General features: G+C 73.3%; 18 protein-coding genes. 3 read left to right on the forward strand and 15 right to left on the reverse strand.

Features of this window, described 5'->3' with window-relative positions; translation table 11 throughout:
• Positions 1-6: 6 nt before the first annotated feature.
• The 3 genes from ElP_RS34660 (at position 7) to ElP_RS34670 (ending at position 4,633) form a co-directional block, all read left to right on the forward strand.
• Entirely contained in the window at positions 7-429 is a 423-nt protein-coding gene (locus ElP_RS34660) for a transposase (RefSeq protein WP_390836203.1), read from the forward strand.
• A 245-nt stretch (positions 430-674) separates the two neighbouring features.
• On the forward strand, positions 675-3,824 hold the full coding sequence (locus ElP_RS40875; protein WP_145279298.1) for a choice-of-anchor Q domain-containing protein: 3,150 nt from the start codon (positions 675-677) through the stop codon (positions 3,822-3,824).
• Between the two features lie 281 nt (positions 3,825-4,105).
• Complete coding sequence (locus ElP_RS34670; protein WP_145279299.1) at positions 4,106-4,633, forward strand: tyrosine-type recombinase/integrase; 528 nt, start codon at positions 4,106-4,108, stop codon at positions 4,631-4,633.
• A gap of 48 nt (positions 4,634-4,681) precedes the next feature.
• Here ElP_RS34670 and ElP_RS34675 read toward each other — a convergent pair whose 3' ends face one another.
• The 15 genes from ElP_RS34675 to ElP_RS39065 form a co-directional block, all read right to left on the reverse strand.
• A complete protein-coding gene (locus ElP_RS34675) occupies positions 4,682-5,041 on the reverse strand; it encodes a helix-turn-helix domain-containing protein (protein WP_145279302.1) in 360 nt (119 codons plus the stop codon).
• Entirely contained in the window at positions 4,986-5,354 is a 369-nt protein-coding gene (locus tag ElP_RS34680) for a type II toxin-antitoxin system RelE/ParE family toxin (protein WP_145279304.1), read from the reverse strand. Before ElP_RS34680 ends, ElP_RS34675 begins: the two co-directional genes overlap by 56 nt.
• A gap of 502 nt (positions 5,355-5,856) precedes the next feature.
• Positions 5,857-6,927 carry a sulfate/molybdate ABC transporter ATP-binding protein gene (locus tag ElP_RS34685; protein ID WP_145279306.1) on the reverse strand — a complete coding sequence of 357 codons (1,071 nt, stop codon included), beginning with the start codon at positions 6,925-6,927 and terminating at the stop codon, positions 5,857-5,859.
• Between the two features lie 78 nt (positions 6,928-7,005).
• The gene (locus ElP_RS34690; RefSeq protein WP_145279308.1) at positions 7,006-7,866 is read right to left on the reverse strand and encodes a sulfate ABC transporter permease; all 861 of its coding nucleotides are present in this window, start codon (positions 7,864-7,866) and stop codon (positions 7,006-7,008) included.
• Entirely contained in the window at positions 7,856-8,692 is an 837-nt protein-coding gene (gene cysT, locus ElP_RS34695; RefSeq protein WP_145279310.1) for a sulfate ABC transporter permease subunit CysT, read from the reverse strand. Before cysT ends, ElP_RS34690 begins: the two co-directional genes overlap by 11 nt.
• A 4-nt stretch (positions 8,693-8,696) precedes the next feature.
• Positions 8,697-9,716 (reverse strand): sulfate ABC transporter substrate-binding protein, encoded by a 1,020-nt coding sequence (locus ElP_RS34700; RefSeq protein WP_145279312.1) that lies wholly within the window; start codon positions 9,714-9,716, stop codon positions 8,697-8,699.
• An 86-nt stretch (positions 9,717-9,802) separates the two neighbouring features.
• Positions 9,803-10,783: a DUF1559 domain-containing protein gene (locus tag ElP_RS34705; protein WP_145279314.1), complete on the reverse strand. Its 981-nt coding sequence runs from the start codon at positions 10,781-10,783 to the stop codon at positions 9,803-9,805.
• A 62-nt stretch (positions 10,784-10,845) separates the two neighbouring features.
• Positions 10,846-11,346, reverse strand: a complete 501-nt coding sequence (locus ElP_RS34710; RefSeq protein ID WP_145279316.1) for a hypothetical protein — start codon at positions 11,344-11,346, stop codon at positions 10,846-10,848.
• Positions 11,343-11,858 (reverse strand): hypothetical protein, encoded by a 516-nt coding sequence (locus ElP_RS34715; protein ID WP_145279318.1) that lies wholly within the window; start codon positions 11,856-11,858, stop codon positions 11,343-11,345. The genes ElP_RS34710 and ElP_RS34715 overlap by 4 nt, the downstream gene beginning before the upstream one ends.
• A 307-nt stretch (positions 11,859-12,165) precedes the next feature.
• Positions 12,166-12,939, reverse strand: a complete 774-nt coding sequence (locus ElP_RS34720) for a sulfite exporter TauE/SafE family protein (protein ID WP_145279320.1) — start codon at positions 12,937-12,939, stop codon at positions 12,166-12,168.
• Between the two features lie 441 nt (positions 12,940-13,380).
• On the reverse strand, positions 13,381-14,844 hold the full coding sequence (locus tag ElP_RS34725) for a sulfatase (protein ID WP_231749911.1): 1,464 nt from the start codon (positions 14,842-14,844) through the stop codon (positions 13,381-13,383).
• A 30-nt stretch (positions 14,845-14,874) separates the two neighbouring features.
• Positions 14,875-15,321 (reverse strand): carboxypeptidase-like regulatory domain-containing protein, encoded by a 447-nt coding sequence (locus tag ElP_RS34730; protein WP_145279322.1) that lies wholly within the window; start codon positions 15,319-15,321, stop codon positions 14,875-14,877.
• Positions 15,321-16,232 (reverse strand): DUF1559 family PulG-like putative transporter, encoded by a 912-nt coding sequence (locus ElP_RS34735; RefSeq protein WP_145279324.1) that lies wholly within the window; start codon positions 16,230-16,232, stop codon positions 15,321-15,323. The genes ElP_RS34730 and ElP_RS34735 overlap by 1 nt, the downstream gene beginning before the upstream one ends.
• An 86-nt stretch (positions 16,233-16,318) precedes the next feature.
• On the reverse strand, positions 16,319-18,148 hold the full coding sequence (locus ElP_RS34740; protein ID WP_145279326.1) for a sulfatase-like hydrolase/transferase: 1,830 nt from the start codon (positions 18,146-18,148) through the stop codon (positions 16,319-16,321).
• Positions 18,149-18,380: 232 nt separating this feature from the next.
• The gene (locus ElP_RS39065; protein ID WP_197447180.1) at positions 18,381-18,548 is read right to left on the reverse strand and encodes a hypothetical protein; all 168 of its coding nucleotides are present in this window, start codon (positions 18,546-18,548) and stop codon (positions 18,381-18,383) included.
• Between the last annotated feature and the right edge of the window lie 29 nt (positions 18,549-18,577).

The following is an 18,577-nucleotide window of genomic DNA, read 5'->3' on the forward strand; positions in this document are numbered from 1 at the left end:
GCCGGCGTGGTCGGGCGGCGGTCGGGTGAATTCCGCTCGGAGGTCCTGGGTCACGCCAACGCGGCGGAGTTGGAGGAGGTCATCGACTGCGCGACGTTGGAGGGGACGGTGGTCGACACCGACGAGTGGAAGGGGTACAACGGCTTGCCCCGGATGGGGCGGGTGCGCGTGACGGTGGACCATTGGGGGCCGAAGTCCACCTGGGCGCGGGACGACGACGGGGACGGGGTCCGCGAGGTGCACTGCGGCACGCAGGAGGGGATCCGGACACACGTCCGGGACTTCCTGAGGCGGTTCTACGGCGTGAGCGAGTGGTACCTGGCCCGGTATCAGGCGGTCTTCCAGTGGAGGTTCGAGATTAAGTCCGTCACCGATGAATTCCTGCGAGTCCTGCTGGGGAGACCCCCGAGCATGGATTCGGCCCCATGAGCCGAAGAGATTTCCATCATGGATAGTTCAACGTGTTCTGATGACCAGGAAATTGACGCACGCTTGTGTCGCGATTACGCTGGGCATTGTGGTCGCGTGCTCCCGACGGGCAGCGCGGCCCCGGCTATGGCGGCCCCGGCGTGCGGACCCCCGCGCGTCCGGGGCCTTCTTCATGCCGGCATCCCCCCCATGTGCCCTTGCGGCCGGGCCCGACGCCGGGCCCCGCCGACCACGGGAGGTCGACGATGTCCCCCAATACGACGCGGCGGCGAGCAGGCCGAACCGATCGCCGCACCCACCCCGCCCATCCCCGGCCCGAGCCGATGGAGCCCCGCCGGCTCCTGGCCATGATCCCGGTCGCCAGCCTGGCCGACGCCGGCCCCGGCACGCTCCGCTCGGCCATCGAGCTGGCCAACCTCGACCCGGCCCGGGATACGATCGAGTTCGCCCCCTCGCTCACCGGGACGATCGCCCTGTCCGGCGCCCTGCCGGAGCTATCCTCGGCCTGCGACCTGGCCGGCCCGGGGGCCTCGGTGCTCACGGTGGCCCGCGGCGCCGAGCCGGGGACGCCCACGTTCCGCATCTTCGCCGTCCCCCAGGGCTCCGTGGTCACGATCTCCGGGCTGACGATCGCCGGCGGCTGGGCCCTCTCCGGCGGCGGCATCGACAACGCCGGGACCCTGACGGTCCGCGACTGCGCCGTCCGCGGCAACACGGCCTATAGCCGGTCGGAGGTCCTCGGCAGCCATGGTCGCGGCGGCGGGATCCACAACTCCGGGACCCTGACGGTCCGCGACTGCGCCGTCCGCGACAACGCGGCCTATAGCCGGTCGGAGGTCCTCGGCAGCCATGGTCGCGGCGGCGGGATCTACAACTCCGGGACCCTGACGGTCGTCGCCACGACCCTCAGCGGCAATCTGGCTACCGGCTTAGGTGATTACAAGCTCGTCGGCGGCAGCGGCAGCGGCGGCGGGATCGACAACTCCGGCACGTTGGCGGTCATCGACTCCACCCTCAGCGGCAACTCGGCCCGGGGCAATTTCGTCGGGAGCGGCCGCGGCGGCGGGATCCGCAACGCCGGCACGCTCGAGCTCACCCGCTCCACCCTGATGGGCAATACCGCCCACGTCCAGGACGCCCTGATGGGCGGCAGCAGCCTCGGCGGCGGGATCGACAACGCCGGGACGCTGACGGTCACCGCCTCCACCCTCAGCGGCAACTCGGCCACCATCGACCCGGGCAGCCCCTGGGGCGGGGTCGCCCGCGGCGGCGGGATCGGCAACGCCGGGACGCTGACGGTCACCGCCTCCACCCTCGCCGACAACTCGGCCGGGGGGGACGGCGGCGGGATCGCGACCGACGGCGAGGGATCGACCCTCACGATCGCCTCCAGCATCTTCGGCGACGCCGGGGGCGGGACCCTCGCCGTCCTCGGCGGCGCGCTCGTCTCCCGGGGCCACAACCTCCTCACCGACGCCCCGGCCCTCGCGCTCGACCCCACCGACCGGGTCGACATCGACCCGCTGCTGGCCCCGCTGGGCGCCTACGGCGGCCCGACCCCCACCCACGCCCTGCTGCCCGGCAGCCCGGCCATCGACGCCGCCATCCCCGTCGCGGGCGTGGCCGCCGACCAGCGCGGCGTCCCCCGGCCGCAGGGCTCGGCCCCCGACATCGGCGCCTTCGAGTCCCGCGGCTTCTCGCTCGCCATCGCCGCGGGCGACCGGCAGGTGACGCCGGCCTCGACCCCCTTCCCCGAGCCCCTCGCCCTCGCCGTCGCCAGCCCCTTCGCCGAGCCGACCGCGGGCGGCCGGGTCACCTTCGCCTCTCCCCCGACCGGGGCCTCCGCCGTCCTCGAAGGCAGCCCCGCGGCCATCGACGCCGCGGGCCGGGCGGGCGTCACCGCGACGGCCAACGGCGTCGGCGGGGCCTACGCCGTCACCGCCCGGGCGGCCGGGGCCGGCGAGGTCCCCTTCGCCCTGACCAACGTGGTCGCGTCGATCGTCCTGGCGCCGGCCACGGTCACGGGCCTCGTCGGCCAGGCGCGGACGGTCACGGCCACGGTCCTGGATCAGGACGGGAGGCCGTTGGCGGGCATCCCCGTGGCCTTCCGCATCGTCGCCGGCCCGAACTCCGCCGCGACGGGCGTCGTCGCGCCGGCCGACGGCCGCACCGATGCCGACGGCCATGTCCGCTTCTCCTACCCCGGCCGCCGCGCCGGCATCGACACCATCGAGGCCTCCACCACCCTCGGACGCCTGACCGTCGGGCCGGTCACGACCGCCGTGGGCCGCCCCCGGCGGCCCGCACCCGCCGACTCCGACGGCGACGGCCGCTCCGACCGCGCCACCTACGCCCTCGACCCGGCCGCCGGGCTCGGCCGCTTCACCATCGAGTTGTCCGCCGGCGGCACCCGGGCCCTCGCCTTCGGCGGGCCCGGCGACCGGCCCGTCGTCGCCGACTTCGACGGAGACCGGATCGCCGACCCGGCCGTCTACGGCCCCGGGCCCGACGGCATCAACCGCCTGGCCTACCTCCGCTCCTCCGACGGCGCGGCCCGCGCCGTGGCCTTCGGCGGGCCCGGCGATCGGCCCGTTATCGGCGACTTCGACGGCGACGGGGTCGATGACCTGGCCGTCTACGGCCCCGGCCCCGACGGCATCGCCCGCTTCGCCGTCCGGCCCGCCGCCGACCCGGCCGGCGCCTACGCCGTCCCCTTCGGCGGGCCCGACGACACGCCCCTGGCCGGCGACTTCGACGGCGACGGTCGCGCCGACCTGGCCGTCTACGGCCCCGGCCCGCGCGACGGCTCCTCGCGTTTCGCCATCCGCCCGACCGGCGACCCGGCGGCCGGCTTCGCCGTGCCCTTCGGCGGCGCCGGCGACGGGCCGGTCGTCGGCGACTACGACGGCGATGGCCGCGACGACGTGGTGGTCTACGGCTTCAGCCCGCTCGACGGCCTCATCCGCTTCGGCATCCTGCCGTCGGGGCCCAACGACGCGACCTTCTCGCGGGCCCGCGGCGCGTTCCCGGTCGCCTTCGGCGGCGAGCAGGACGCGCCGCTCGCGGCCGACTCCGACGGCGACGGCCGCACCGACGTCGCCGTCTACGGCTTCAGCCCGCTCGACGGCGCGGCCCGCTTCGCGATCCTCCGCTCTTCGGACGGCCGGGGGGCCTCGGCGGCGCTGGGGACCGCCGATTCGGTCGGCCTGCCGGCGGCCCCGGGATGGTCCTGGTGGGCGACGCGGGGAGGAGAGGCGTCGGTGGGGCTGCGGGCGTCGCCGTCCGCCGTGACGGAGGCCGAGGCGGCGGGGGTGGCCGCCGGTGCGGCGAAGCCGAGGCGCATTCGTCTTCAGACCGAGTGGGCCCGGCTGGTCGACGCCGTGCTGTCCGGCTGATTGACGTCGGCCAGGAGACGGCTCGGGGCCGGCGCCCGCCCGGCCGGCGTCCCGATGGGAGACGCGTGGCTGATTCGCTGATCACGCCTCATCGCCTGATGAGGCGGATGCCCAACTGCGTCAATTGGGGCAGGAAACGCACCGCTCTTGGTAGGTTTGTCACCTTCGTATCTCCCGGCATGAAGACCCTTTCCAGGCCGTCGCCCCAGCGATAATCTGGATCGTGGAAGACGCAATCCCTGTGTCCCACGATCCTGAGCACGCACGGGTCGGAAGGGGTCATGACCTATCAATTCGTCCGCGAGCCCCTCACCGCCGACGAGGCCGACCGCCTCGCCAACGCCTGCGACAAGCCTAACGAACGACTCGTCGTCTGGACCCTCCTCGACACCGGCCACCGCGTCGGCGAGCTCTGCGACCTGGCCTCCAAGGATGTCCTTTGGCAGCAGCGTCAGCTCCGCATCCGCGGCAAGGGCGGGCCCTACGGCAAGCGGAGCAAGCTCCGCGTCGTGCCCATGTCCCCCCGCGTCCGCAGGCTCCTGGAGGCCTACTTCGCCCTGGAGCAGCAGTTCCCCCTCGGCAAGCGCCGGGCCCAGGACCTGGTCAAGGAGGTCGCCAACCGCGCCGGCATCGCCCGCGAGGTCACCCCCCACGTCCTGCGGCACACCTTCGCCGCCATGGCCCTGCAGAAGGGGATCAGCCTGACCACCGTCCAGAAGATCCTCGGCCACGACCGCCTGCACACCACGGCGATCTACCTCAACTTCACCGACGTCCACATCCAGGAAGAGTTCGAGCGCAAGTGGTAGGGGTGGAGCCGCCGGCCCCGCGCGAGCCGGCCGTACGACTCCTCGGCCTCACGCCGAGACGACCCTCGTGTCCGCCTCGGCCCCCTCGCGTGCCGGCCGGATCACCACCTCTACGTCCTGCCCCAACGCGTTGAGGAACCGGAACAGCCGCTCGGTCGAGAACCCCTCCAGATTGCCCCGCATCAGCGCCGACACCTTCGGCTGGTCGACCCCCAGCAGCTTCGCCGCCCGCACCTGCGTCAGCCCACGCTCCGCGATCAGCTCGCAGATCCGGTGCACCAGGTCCGCCTTCGCCAGCAGCTCCTCCGGGCCCTCCAGCCCCAGGTCGGCGAACACGTTCCCGCCGGATCGCTCAACCGCCACCGGCGCCGGTGCCTCCTCGCCCACCTTCCGAGGTTCGTCCCGCATGGTCCTGCTCCGCTGCCCTCAACCTCCGCCGGATGACCTCCAAGTCGGCCGCCGGCGTCTTGATCCCCTTCTTCGACTTCTTCTGGAAGGCGTGGAGCACGTACACCGCCCCTGCGAACTTGACCGTGTAGACGGCACGGTACGTGTCCCCGTCGTGATCCTCGGCAATCTCGAGGACCCCAGCACCTCCGAACCCTCTGAGGATTATGGCGTCGCGGTGCTTGCCGCCGAGCTGGGCCTGCCGCAGCGCGAAGCCGACCGGCTGGCGGACTTCCTGCGGGAACTGCCGCAGGTCGTCCCGGCTGGACCCCACCCAGAAGAGGGGCTACGGCTCGTCGGTAGGTTCGGTGCTCATTCCATGCCAATTCTGGCATAATTTCTGCCCCCCTGTCGAGGGGCGATGGGTGACGAAGTCGATGCCGGAGGAGAATGTGTCAGTGCCGGCGGAGCAGCGCCGAACCGGACCAAGGGCGGGGGCCCGCTTGGCCCGCGGGGCAGGGGAGGGCCGATCGAGCCGGGGTGACGGGATCGGCAGCGGGTGCGTCACCAAGGAGCAAGGACGCAACCCCGCGGCAGCCGGCCGGCGATCGACATTGACACATCCCATTGCGGTGCCAGTAATTCCACGCCAAACCGCGACGAATAGGTCTCCGTCGATCCGAGGCCGCGCCGGACCGCGGACGTGCCGTTCGGAAGCGGTGTGGGCGGCATTCGACGCGGGTTTTCCGCGGGACAGGGGCCTGATGCGTGGATGGGCCGGATCACGCATCGTTCGCAGAGCAACCGGGCGACTCATCGTGGCGACGGACTGGCCCTCAAATGACGTATTCCGGGGCCATCGGCTCGGCGGCGTGGAAGACTTTCAGCTCCCGGGGCGTGATGTAGATCTCGTCGCCGGCGGACAGCGCCAGCTCGGCCTGGCGATCACGGCCGAGCTGGACCCGCACCTCGGTCCCGTCGGCCAGGGCCACCTCCAGCCGGACGTGGCCGCCCAGCGGGACCAGCCGCCGCACCGTGCCGGGCCAGCTCGGGTGGCCGTTGCGTTGGCGGTCGACCTCCAGGTCGTGCGGCCGGACGTAGACCGACACCGGCCCGTCGCCCTCGGCCGCGCCGTGCGGGACGACCGCCCCGCCGTCCAGCACGGCGACGCCGCCCCGGCTGCGGCCGCGGAGCACGTTCACCGTGCCGAGGAACTCGGCCACGAACGGCGAGGCCGGCCGCTCGTACAGCTCCTGCGGCGGCCCCATCTGCTCGACCCGGCCGCGGTTGAGCACGACCACCTGGTCGGCCACCTCGAAGGCCTCCTGCTGGTCGTGCGTCACGAAGAGGCTGGTGACGTGGACCTCGTCGTGCAGCCGGCGCAGCCAGGTCCGCAGCTCGTCTCGGACCCGGGCGTCGAGGGCGCCGAACGGCTCGTCCAGAAGCAAGACCTTCGGCCTCGGCGCCAGCGCCCGCGCCAGGGCGACGCGCTGCCGCTGCCCGCCGGAGAGCTGCGTCGGGTAGCGGCCGGCGTACCCGGACATCTGGATCAGCTCGAGCAGCTCATCCACCCGGGCGGCGACCTCGGCCTTCGGCCGCTTCTGCACCTCCAGGCCGAAGGCGATGTTCTGGCGGACGGTCATGTGCCGGAACAGGGCGTAGTGCTGGAAGACGAAGCCGACGCCCCGGCGCTGCACGGGCAGGGCCGTGGCGTCCTCGCCGGTCAGCTCGACCGAGCCCGAGTCGGCCGCCTCCAGGCCGGCGATGATCCGCAGGATGGTGCTCTTGCCAGAGCCGGACGGCCCGAGCAGGGCCACCAGTTGGCCGGCCGGCACGGCGAACGAGACGCCGTCGACGGCGCGGAACGCGCCGAACCGCTTGGCGAGGTCGCGGACCAGGATTCCCACCTCGGGCTCCTCCTCGGATGGCGGGGCCCATGCGGCCGCTCGCCGGAGATCGGGGGCAGTCAGCACGCTCATTGCGGGTCACTCCTCGCGGGCGGCGATCCGGGCGCGGATCCGCTCCATGCCTACCAGCAGGATGAACGACAAGGCCGCCAGCACCAGGCTGGCGGCGTAGGCCCCCTCGGGCCGGAAGCTCTCGACCCCGTCGTGGATGTAGATCGTGGCCGTCTGGGTGCGGCCGATCAGGTTGCCGGAGACGACCATCAGGGCGCCGAACTCGCCGAGCGAGCGGGCGACGGTCAGCGTCACGCCGTAGGCCAGGCCCCAGCGGATCGTCGGCAGGGTCACGCGCCGGAAGGTCGTCCAGCGGCCGGCGCCGAGGATGGCGGCGGCCTCCTCCTGGTCGACCCCGACGGCCCGGAGCACCGGCACGATCTCCCGGACGACGAAGGGGAGGGTGACGAAGGTCGTCGCCAGGATCATGCCCGGCAGGGCGTAGACGACCCGCACCCCGGCGGCCTCGGCCCAGCGGCCGACCCAGCCGTCGGGCCCGTACAGCACGACCAGCATCAGCCCGGCGACGACCGGCGAGACGGCGAACGGCAGGTCGACCAGCCCGTCGGCCAGGCCCCGGCCCCGGAACCGGTGCCGGACCAGCACCAGGGCGAAGCCGACGCCGAAGGCGGTGTTGACCGCCGTGGCCACGGCGGTGATCCCCAGCGAGAGCCCGAAGGACCGCAACACCTCGGCCGAGCCCAGCGCCTCGACGAACGGCCTGAGCCCCCCGAAGACGACCTGGCGGGCCAGCGCCCCGGCCGGCACCAGGACCAGCAGGGCGAACCAGCCGAGCACCAGCCCGGTCAGCAGCCAGCGGCCGATCGGCAGGCTTCCGGGCTTGTTCGGGACGACGGCGAGCTCGAGGGCGGGCCTGTCAGTGGCCATGACTGACCTCCTCCTTACCCCGCTGGAGCCGGTTCAGGCCGATCAGGATCCCCAGCGAGCTGGCGAGCAGGACCACCGAGACGACCATCGCCCCGTGGGCATTGCCCCCCTCGATCTCGCCGAAGATGTACAGGGGCGCCGTCTTGGTCTGCATCGGCTTGTTGCCGGCCACGAGCACGACGCTGCCGAACTCGCCCAGCGCCCGGCTGAACGACAGGGCCGAGCCGGTCACGACCGCCGGCCAGAGGGCCGGGAGCGTGACCCGGAGGAAGGTGCGGACCGGACCGGCTCCGAGCGTGGCCGCCGCCTCCTCCTCGGCCCGGTCCAGCTCCAGCAGGACCGGCTGCACGCTGCGGACGACGAACGGGTAGCTGACGAACAGCAGGGCGAGGATGATCCCCGGCTTCTCGTAGATTACCGCCCAGCCGAAGCGCCCGAGGATGGCCCCGACGACGCTGTTGGGCCCGTAGAGCACGACCAGCATGACCCCGGTGACGACCGTCGGCACCGCGAAGGGCAGGTCGATCAGGGCGTTGACCAGCCCCTTGCCGGGGAACTCATACCGGACGAGCACCCAGGCGGCGGCCGTCCCCATGACGGAGTTGATGACGACCATGGCCGCCGCCGTGAGGAACGTCAGCTTCAGCGCGTGCAGCGCGAACGGGTCGCGCAACGCCTCCAGGAACGCCGGGCCGCCCGGCCTGGCGGCCTGCACGGCCAGGGCGATCAGCGGCAGCACGACCATCAGTCCGAGGTACGACAGCGTCGCCCCCCGGAGCAGCAGGGGGCCAGGGTCGGGCGCGGCGGTGGACGAGAGTCGGGCCATGGCCTCAGCGTCCCCCCGCTTGTGCCGTGAAAATTGAGGTCCAGATCCCCTCCGGCCCGTAGACTTCCTCCTGGACGGCGTCCCAGCCGCCGAGGTCGGCCATGGTGAAGAGCCTCGGCGGCCGCGGCGAGCCCTCATCGGCCGGGGCGTCCTCGGCGACCGGCCGGAACCCGTAGTCGGCCAGGATCGCCTGGCCACCCGCCGATCGGAGGAACTCGAGGAACGCCTCGGCCAGCTCGCGGTTGCCGTGCGCCTCGACCGAGGACTCGACCAGCGCCGCCGGCCCGTCGATCCGCAGCGTGGCCGGCGGGACGACGTAGGGGATCTCCAGCCCTTCCCGGCGCCGGAGGAGGAGCTCGTTCTCGTAGGTGATGACCGCGTCGCCGGTGCCGCGCTCGAAGTTGGCCATGCTCTGGCGGCCGGAGGGGTCCATGTTCACGACGTTGGCCTGGACCTCCGCCAGCAGCTCCCGGGCGGCCTCCCGGTCGGCCGAGCCATCCGCCCCGCCGCCGAGCACGGCCGAGCCGTAGATGGCGTTGATGTTCCAGCGGGCGCCGCCGGAGGTCTTCGGGTCCGGATAGAGCACCCCGACGCCGGGCCGGGCCAGGTCGGGCCAGTCGGCGATCCCCTTGGGGTTGCCCGGCCGGACGCCGATGACGACCAGGCTGCGGGTGATGATGCCCGCGTCCGGGCTGTCGTCCCAGGAAGGGTCGACCCTGCCGGCCTCGACGAGCAGCCCCATGTCGCCGGGGTGGGAGAGCACGGCGACGTCGGCGTCGAAGCCGGCGGCGATGGCCCGGGCCTGCGCCCCGGAGGCGTTGTACGACTCCTCGAACCGGACGTCGCGCCCGGTGCGAGCCTTCCATTCGGCGGCGAAGGCGGGGAGGAGGCCGTCGTGGAAGGCCTCGCGGACGACCGAATAGGCACCGAGCTTCAGCGTGTCGGCGTCCCGGCCCGCCCGCGGGGCGCAGCCGCCCGGCGCCGCGGCCACGCCGATCATCGCAACGAGATAAAATCGCTTCATCCCAGCATCCTTCGAAGATGGCCGTGGCCGCCCCCGCGGTCGGCGGGGGGCGGCCTCGGCCCGGTGTCGATCGGGCCGGCCCGGGGTCAGTACTGGTCGGCCGAGAGGACCTCGCCGCCGTGGCGGGTCACCAGGGCGGCGAACACCCGGATGCTCACGGTCTCCTTGATGAATCGGACCGAGCCGTCTCCCAGCAGGAAGTTGGCCCCGCCGGGGTGGAAGGCGAAGGCCTCGGACGTGCCTTCGGTGCCGTAATAGGGGTGGGGGAACTGGTCGCCGCCGACGTCCTCGCCGTTGGTGCAGTTCATCGGGCAGGGCCCCGGCAGCGGCGTGCCGCCGGCCGAGGAGCCGTCGACGCTGAAGTCGCTGGCCGGCCGCGACCAGCCGCCCGCATTGACCCGGCGCGCCACCAGGTCGGCGCTGACCAGGTTGCCCCCCTTGCGGTAGAGGAACGGCCGCCCGGCCGACTCGGCGAGCATGATCGTGTTGGAGAGGCCGTCCTTCACGTCGGCGAAGCGGGGCTTCTCATTCTTGACCATGATCCCCTTGCCGTCGATGTCGACGAGCCCGGCGGTGACGAGCCTCGGGTCGACACCGATCGTCGGCGAGTAGTCGGTCACGGCGGTGACGTTCGCCACGAAGGGGCTGATCTCCGGAATGCCGTCGAGGCGATCCGGCTCGGGCGAGGTGGGGCAGAGGAAGGTGTCGATCTTCGTCAGCACGGTCGTCGAGTTCTCCCGGGCCCCCCAGGAGTAGTCGAAGTTCATGCTCTCGTAGACCGGGCGCTGCTCCATGAATTGCAGCAGCAGGGTCATGGCGGCGATGCGCGGCCTGGGGGTCAGCCCCGGCGGCCGGATGCTGGAGGGCAGCTGTCCATTGACGTCGTGGAAGTTGTGCGCGGCGATGCCGAGCTGCTTGAGGTTGTTGACGCACTGGGCGCGTCGGGCGGCCTCGCGGGCGCTCTGCACGGCGGGCAGCAGGAGGCCGATGAGGATGCCGATGATGGCGATGACCACCAGCAACTCGATCAGCGTGAAGGCAGTCTTCCTGGAGGGGAGCCGTCGCATGGGTCCTTCTTTCGGATCCGAGAGGGAAGGGGGAGACGTCCGGGGAGTGCCGCACGACCGACTCACCGGCGTCGCGCGGCCTCGATGCGGAATTCGGCGGACGGATTCTCGCCCTCGACCACGATGGCCTTCAGCGGCGTGGTCTCGGGCCGGGCATAGTCGGGGGGGACAATGTCGGGCCCGGGCAGGGCGTCGGCCCCGTTGCGGATGAGCTTCCGCCACTGCACGGTGACGGCGTAGTCGCCGGCCGGGGCGCCGTCGGCCTCGTCGAAGGTGGTCAGGGCGAACGAGCCGTCCCGGCGGACCTGGGCCGACGGATTGCCCGCACCCTCGGCGACCGGGGCCGCGACGGGGTGGAAGACCACGAAGGCCCCCGCGGCCGGCTCGCCCCCGACGACGACCCGACCGGCGACCGGGTAGGTCGCGACGCGATCCCCCGAGGAACAGCCGGCCAGGCCCAGCGCGGCCAGCGCGACGGGCGCCAGGAGCCGGCCGATGTGGGGATGGGGGCCGAGTACGGGGCGGACCTCCTCGGTCCGTCGGCGGTCATGGGCGTCGGTCATCGGTCGATCATCCCTCGCGGGGCATGGGTCGCGTCCGGCCGGGCCGGGGTCGCGTCGATGGAGAACGGGGGAAGGCGGTTCGCCCCGGCGGCCACGACGGCACGCAGCGGGGTCGTCTCGGGGCGGGCATAGGCGTCGGGGGCTCGGTTCGGGCCGGCGGCGGGCTCGCCGACGAGATCCAGCGGCTCCCTCCAGACGACGGTGACGGCATACGAGCCGGCCGGCGTGCCGACCCGGTCTTCCCCCGCCAGCTCGAAGGACCCGTCGGCCCGCGTCCACGCCCTCGGCCGGCCCAGAGGCAGGCCGAAGCGTCCCAGTGGGTGGAACTCGACGACCGCCCCAGCAGCGGGCTCGCCGCCGACGAGGACCTGGCCGCGGACCGGGAAGGCCGGCACGAAGCTCGCGGCCCGCCAGGCAATCAGCGAGGCCATCCCGACGGCCAGGCATGGCCAGAACCGCCGGTCCTCGGCGCCGGGCCGCTCGCGTCGATCGCTCCGGGAGGCATCCGACATGGACGGGCCCTTCGCCTTGGGTCGTGCATCAGTCCCGGTCGGACTGGGAGCAATCGGAGGGCCACGCCGAAAAATCAGTGGCATCGCGGCCAATTCTTTGAAATCAAACGGATAATGTCCCCTTGCTCATGGAAACTGCGAAATATCGAGGAAAATGGCCGTCGTATTTCGCGGGATTCCGTTTCATTTCACGGAATTCCCCTCCGGCGTGATGGCCAGGAATGAACAAGCGTCCCGTGACCCGGTCGTCCCGGCCCGGTCCCGTCCCGGGGGCTCTTGGCGGGGGGCGGCGGCGAGCGACCCTGCGTCAGCCGGCGGTTGCTACCCGGATCAGGAGCCGGGCCGCCAGGACGGCGACGCCGAGCAGGAAGGCCCCCCGGAGCAGGCGTCGGTCGACCCGAGCGGCGACCGCACCGCCGCCGAGGCCCCCCGCGAAGCTCGCCGACCCGAGCACGAGGCCGAGCCGCCAGTCGACCAGCCCCCAGGCGGCGAAGACCGCCGTGGCGACGAGTGAGGAGACGAGGTTTATCACCTTGGTGACGGCCACCGCCCGCCGCAAGTCCATGCGGAGCAGGGTGACATAGGCGGCCGTGAGCAAGGTGACATAACCGCCGCTGAAGAGCCCCCCGTAGGCCCCCAGCAGCAGCGTCGCGGCGAGGGCCGCGAGGCGGCGTGGGTCGGTCGCCGTCGCCACGCCGGCCGCCCGGGGGCGGCCGGACGGCGCGGCCCGGTCGACGAGGAGGAAGGCCGTCATCGCGATCATCGACGCGGCGACGAGGAGCGGCACCGCCCGGGTCGGGAGGGCGGGCAGGAGCAGGGCCCCCGCGAGGGAGCCGACCGCGGTGAGGGCGACGAGCGGGGCGAGCCGCTCCCCCCGGGCCGCCCCTCCCCGGAGCAGCGGGATGGCGCCCCCGAGACTCAGGCCGACCAGCGCCAGCATGTTGGTCGCGACGGCGACGTGGGGGTCGATGCCGGCCTCCAGCAGGGCCGGGACGGTGACCAGCGAGGTCGCCCCGGTGACCACGCCGACCGCCGAGGCGAGGGCGAAGGTCGCTGCCAGCGCGAGGGCCGGGCCGGGCATCAGGTGGCTCCCATCCGGGCGACCCGCCGCACGGCATCGACCTCCCCGCCCCCGCCGCCGCCCCTCGACGGCCGCCGGGGCGTCTCGGCGCCCCTCGCGTCGGGGCCCGCGGCCTCGGGGATCGGCCTCGTGTCGTCGTCCGGGCGGCTCGCGATCATCGGCGGTGGTGACGTCGCCCGGCCTGGGGCGTGGATCGGGACGTCCGGCGGCTTGCCTCCATCCGATGCGACCCCGGCCCCTCATCGTCGCCGCCGGAGACGCCGACGGTCCAGGGGCCGCCGCGATCGGGGGGCCGGCCCCCGGGGGGGCCGGCTCATCTCGCCCCCGGATGCCATTCGCCCCCGGACGCCATTCGCCCCCGGACGCCATGCCCGGCCCGAGGCGCGAGGGGGAGCCCGGCTACCGGGCCGGCGATCGCCGGCCCGGTAGCGACGGTCCCCCTCATCGCCGGCCGGCTCCCCCCGATCCCGGGGCGTCGGGCCGCGACCGGATCCCGTCACGACGGCCGTCGTCCCGCCGACGGGGGGCGTACGGTGCATCACTCGGGGGGAGCCAGCGACCGAGGTCGCGCTTCTGCCCCTCCCATCGGGGGTCGTCGGCGAGGTTCGTCCATTCCTGCGGGTCTGCCTCGTGGTCGTAGAGCTCCTCAGAGCCGTCGGCGTAGCGGATGTAGCGCCACCGCTCGGTGCGGACCGCGTGGTTGGCCCGGCCGTGGGTCGTGATCGCGGGCGTGGCCCGGGGCGAGGCCGGGTCCCTCAGCAGCGGGACGAGGCTCTCCCCCTCCAGCTCGGGCTTCTGCGGCAGGCCGCAGAGCTCGACCAGCGTCGGGTAGAGGTCCATCAGCGACACGGGCCGACCCGACCGGCCGCCGTGCGCCGCGACGCCCGGGGCGGCGATGATCAGGGGGACGCGCGTTGCCTCCTCCCAGAGGGCGAACTTTCGCCAGTGCTGCTTCTCGCCCAGGTGCCAGCCGTGGTCCCCCCACAGGACGACGATCGTCTCGTCGGCGAGGCCGCTCGCCTCCAGGGCGTCCAGCAGCCGGCCGACCTGCGCGTCGGCGAACTCGATGCTGGCGAGGTAGCCCTGCACCGCCTCCTCCCACTGCCCGGCCTCCAGGACCTTGCGGTGGTCGCCATCCGGCCTGGCGATTGCCACGCCGGCGGCCGGCACGTCGTCGAGGTCGTCGGCAGGCGCCTCGGGCAGGGAGATGCCATCGACCGGGTAGTGCTCGAAGTAGCCCCGGGGGACGTACCACTGCAGGTGCGGCCGGATCAGCCCGACGGCGAGGAAGAATCGGCGGTCGCGGTCGTCGTCGAGCCGGTCGATCGCCCAGGAGACGGTCCGGTGGTCCCCCATCGCCTCGTCGGGCACGTCGACCGGGCCCCAGTCGAAGTGGCCCGCCCCGGGGATGCCGTTGACGGGCGTCTCGTCGGGCTCGGGATGGTCGCCGGCCTTGAACCACTCGGGCCAGGCGTCGGGGTCGTTGAAGCTGTTGTGGAAGATCTTTCCGCCGCCGGCCACGTCGTAGCCTGCCGCGGCGAAGTGATCCGTCAGGGTGACGGCGTCGGGCAGGACCGGCCGCCAGGGCTGGTCGTTGTGGTAGACGCCGGTGGTCGACGGCCGCAGCCCGGTCAGCAGGCTCGTCCGCGACGGGTTGCAGGCCGGGGCCGAGCAGTAGGCGCGGGTGAAGCTCACGCCGCGGGCGGCGAGGCGGTCGAGGTTCGGCGTCCGCGCCTGTGGGTGGCCGCCGAGGAAGCCGGTCCAGTCGTTCAGGTCTTCGACGGCGATGAACAGCACGTTCGGCCGCTCCTGGGGGGCCGAGGCTTCGGCGTGGTCGCCGGGACCGAGGCCGGCCGCGACGATCGCGAGCGGGGCGGCGAGGCCCCATATCTTCGAGCGCTGCAATTCGGTACTCCTGTGTCGTCCCCCGGCCGTTCAGCGCGAGGTGATCGGGATGTCGATACGGTTCTCGCTCTCGGCGGCGACCTCGATTCGCGGGGCACCGCCGCGGTTGAATCGCTCGGGGATGATGTCCTCGGTCTCCTCCATCGTCTCCCCGCAGAGGTCGGGGTGCTCGACGACCCGGCCGGTCGGGCGGATCGCGTGGACCTCGACCAGGTAGGGGCCCGGTGTCGGCCCATCGGCGTGGGCGATGCGGAACTCGCCCTCCTCAATCTTGCCGCCGACCGTCGGGCCGTCGGCGAGGGGCAGCAGGGTGATGGCGGCGTCGTCGAGCGGCTGCCCGTCGAGGGTCACTCGGCCCGAGACGGCGAGCCGGCCCGGATCGCCGCCGCCGTCGCATCCCGGGCCCGTCACGCCCAACGCCGCCGCGGCGAGTAGGACGCCGAGGCCGGTCCGATGGCTCTTTCGTCCGGTGCGCATCAGTACTGGTCTCCACTGATGACCTCGCCGCCGGCGCGGCTGCTCAGCGCCCGCCAGGTCGCCAGGTCGATGGCGTCCTTGATGAACCGGACGGAGCCGTCGGCGAGCAGGAGGTTGACGCCGCCGGGGTGCTGGCCCCGCGAGGCGATGTGGTGGGCCTGGCCCTGGCCGACGTTGCGGATGCACGGCGCCCCGATGTCCGGCCGGTCCCAGCAGGCCCCGTAGTCGCCGGCCGGGCTGTTGGGCCCCAGCCGGGTCGAGATCTGGTGCGAGGAGGGCTGGTCGCTCCAGATCCGGCCCCGGCGGTCGATGACGCTCACCGGCTGCCCCGGCGGGTGCGGCGCCTGGATCAGCTCGGCAATCAGGAACGTCTGGGTCGTGCCGTCGCGGATCTCGGCGAAGGTCGCGCCGTAGTTCAGGCCGAACGGCGCCGGCAGGACCTGATTGCCGTAGGTGTCCTGTCCCCAGTTGACGCCGTAGCTGCCCTTCACGTCGTCGACGGAGCCGCCGTTGTTGGTGAAGACCTGCTGCTCGTCCGAGGGGCAGCTGAAGACCGAGACGATCGAGGCCCGGGTCGTCTCGTTCTCGACGCGCTGGAAGCTCAGGTCGTAGTTGTAGCTCTCGAAGAGGTTCCGCTGCTCCAGGAACGGCAGCAGCGAGGCGAGGAACGGCCGCCGGTATGCGCCGTTGGGGGTGGCCACCTGCACCGAGCCCATGGGGAAGCGGCCCCACGTGTCATGGTAGTTGTGCAGGGCCAGCCCGATCTGCTTGAGGTTATTCGTGCACTGGGCCCGCCGCGCCGCCTCGCGGGCGCTCTGCACGGCGGGCAACAGCAGGGCAATCAGGACGCCGATGATGGCGATCACCACCAGCAGTTCGATCAGCGTGAAGCCGCGACAAGTCCGTCGCATCGGAGATCCTCCGGGAAATCAGGGGAGAAGGAGGGCGGGGCCGCTATGGGCCGCCGCCCGCATCGACCCGGGTCGGGGCCTCGGGCTCACCGGAGCCCGGCCCCGGGGGCCGAGGCCGTCAACGGCCCCGGCACCACCCGGCGGAAGGTCACGAGGTCGGCCAGCGGCCCGTCGCCGGGGGCGAAGGCCGTCGGCCGGGCCCCATTGGGGCCGCCGGCGCGGACGGTGAAGGCCTCGCCGTCGAGCCGATAGATCGACGGCACCGGGGGCAGGGGCAGCCCCGCGCCGGTCCGGAAGCCGACCCAGTCGAGGGCCGGCGGGTCGGCCGTCGCGTCGACGACGACCGAGCCGACGGCCCGGATCGTCAGGCCCTCGGGCGTCTCGACGCGGAACGAGGCACGGTCGTTGACGACCTCCCACTCGACGACCGTCCCCCCGCCGGGGCCGGTCGAGGCCGACCAGCGGCCTTGCAAGGCGGCCAGGTCGCCCGAGACGGGCGTCGCAGGGGGCTTGCCCCCCGACGACGCACGCCGGGGCGACCGCTGGTGCCCGAGGAGCCCGGGGGCCTTCGCATAGGGGCGGCGATCCGACCCGGTCAAGCCGCCCGGCCCGGGCCGATCGAGCAGCTCGCGCCCCAGCCGGGCGACATCCCCGGGCCGATCGGCGGACAGGTCGCGGCGCTCGCCGGGGTCGGCGGCCACGTCGAACAGGGCGGGTGTCCCCCGGTCGACCACCAGCTTCAGGTCGCCCCGCAGGGCCGCCCGCTGGTCCGCACCCTCGTCTCGCCATTCCCAGGTCAGCGTCCGATCGGGCCCGGGGCCGACGCCGGCCCAGCTCGGCAGGAGATCGACCCCCTCGACGCCCCAGGACGGATCGGGCTCCCCCCCGGCGGCGGCCAGCGCCGTCGGCAGCAGGTCGGCCTGCACCCCGACGGCCTCCGAGACGGCCCCCGTCGGGATCCGCCCCGGCCACGAGACCACCGTCGGCACCCGGATGCCCCCCTCCCACAGCGTCCGCTTCTGGCCCCGCAGCGGCCCGTTGCTGCCCAGCGCGGCGCTGGCCCCGAGGTTGGCCTCCTCGAACGTCGCCCCGTTGTCGCTGGTGAAGACGACCAGCGTCCGGCCCGACAGCCCGTGCCCTTCCAGCGCGTCGAGGACCCGCCCGACGTTGCGGTCGAGCCGCGTGACCATGCCGGCATAGTGGGCGTTGTGCGGTCGGCCCGGCTCGGATTCCGGCAGCCGTCCCCGATGCCGGTCGACCTCCTCGGCCGGGGCGACGATCGCGTGGTGCGGCGCCGTGCAGGCCAGCACCAGCAGGAAGGGGCCGGACCGGTGCCGGCCGATGAAGTCGACCGCCCGGTCGGTGAACAGGTCGTCGGCGTAGCCGGCCGACGGGACACGGTCGCGGCCGTCCCAGAGCGAGGCCGGGTACTTCTCCGCGGCGTGGTAGGGGTCGAGGAAGCCGAAGAAGGCGCCGAAGCCCTGGTCGAGCGGGTGGACGGCCTCGGCCTCGCCCGGCGCCGGGGCCCCGCGGTGCCACTTGCCGAAGAGGGCCGTGGCGTAGCCCCGATCGGCCAGGGCCTCGGCGATCGTCACCTCGCCGGCCGGCAGGTCGTCGGCATTGCCGCGGACGCCGCAGCGGCCCGGGGACTTGCCGGTCATCAGCGCCGCCCGGCTCGGCCCGCAGACGCAGGCGGAGGCATAGAACCGCCGCAGCACCATGCCTCGGGACGCCAGGGCGTCGAGGTGTGGCGTCGCCCACTCCGACCGGCCGTTGAAGCCGACGTCGCCGTGGCCGAGGTCGTCGGCCACGATGAGCACCACGTTCGGCCGCTCGTCCGGCCCGATCCCCCCGCCGTCCGCCGCCGGACTCGCCGCCACGAAAGTCGCCATCGCCAGGGCCGCAACCATCGCCATCCCCCTTCCCGATCCCTTCCCAACCACGCCGGAACAGCTCACCGCCCGCCGATCCCGATGTCATGAGTCGGACACCGCCGACCGCCCGCGAGGGGGACAAGCGGCCCGATCGGGCATGGCAAGGGGGGACGATGTCGTATGGCATCGGCTCCGGGCCCGCGGCCGCGGGCGATCGTCCGGGGGAGTGGAGAGGGGCGGCTTGCCGACGCCCGCCGGCAGGTCGGCGGGCCGCTCACGGCAGGTCCTCGTCGGCGGGGAACTCGGCGACTATGTTCCGCTCGACCCAGCCGAGTACCAGGCACCGGGCCGCCTCAACCAGCCCGGCGACGCGGCGTCGGGCCTGACCCGTGAGGTCGAGGATGACGTCCACCGTGCTGGCCTCCGGGGCCTCAAGGGGCATGGATCGTCCGGCGTGTTCCCCCCGGCCGA

This window comes from Tautonia plasticadhaerens (genome assembly GCF_007752535.1).
GTDB lineage: Bacteria > Planctomycetota > Planctomycetia > Isosphaerales > Isosphaeraceae > Tautonia > Tautonia plasticadhaerens.

Coding starts and splice junctions, on each gene's coding strand:
- ElP_RS40875 (WP_145279298.1), top strand. CDS start 675: ATGTCCCCCAATACGACGCGGCGGCGAGCAGGCCGAACCGATCGCCGC.
- ElP_RS34670 (WP_145279299.1), top strand. CDS start 4,106: ATGACCTATCAATTCGTCCGCGAGCCCCTCACCGCCGACGAGGCCGAC.
- ElP_RS34675 (WP_145279302.1), bottom strand. CDS start 5,041: ATGCGGGACGAACCTCGGAAGGTGGGCGAGGAGGCACCGGCGCCGGTG.
- ElP_RS34690 (WP_145279308.1), bottom strand. CDS start 7,866: ATGGCCACTGACAGGCCCGCCCTCGAGCTCGCCGTCGTCCCGAACAAG.
- cysT (WP_145279310.1), bottom strand. CDS start 8,692: ATGGCCCGACTCTCGTCCACCGCCGCGCCCGACCCTGGCCCCCTGCTG.
- ElP_RS34700 (WP_145279312.1), bottom strand. CDS start 9,716: ATGAAGCGATTTTATCTCGTTGCGATGATCGGCGTGGCCGCGGCGCCG.
- ElP_RS34705 (WP_145279314.1), bottom strand. CDS start 10,783: ATGCGACGGCTCCCCTCCAGGAAGACTGCCTTCACGCTGATCGAGTTG.
- ElP_RS34710 (WP_145279316.1), bottom strand. CDS start 11,346: ATGACCGACGCCCATGACCGCCGACGGACCGAGGAGGTCCGCCCCGTA.
- ElP_RS34715 (WP_145279318.1), bottom strand. CDS start 11,858: ATGTCGGATGCCTCCCGGAGCGATCGACGCGAGCGGCCCGGCGCCGAG.
- ElP_RS34720 (WP_145279320.1), bottom strand. CDS start 12,939: ATGCCCGGCCCGGCCCTCGCGCTGGCAGCGACCTTCGCCCTCGCCTCG.
- ElP_RS34730 (WP_145279322.1), bottom strand. CDS start 15,321: ATGCGCACCGGACGAAAGAGCCATCGGACCGGCCTCGGCGTCCTACTC.
- ElP_RS34735 (WP_145279324.1), bottom strand. CDS start 16,232: ATGCGACGGACTTGTCGCGGCTTCACGCTGATCGAACTGCTGGTGGTG.
- ElP_RS34740 (WP_145279326.1), bottom strand. CDS start 18,148: ATGGCGATGGTTGCGGCCCTGGCGATGGCGACTTTCGTGGCGGCGAGT.
- ElP_RS39065 (WP_197447180.1), bottom strand. CDS start 18,548: ATGCCCCTTGAGGCCCCGGAGGCCAGCACGGTGGACGTCATCCTCGAC.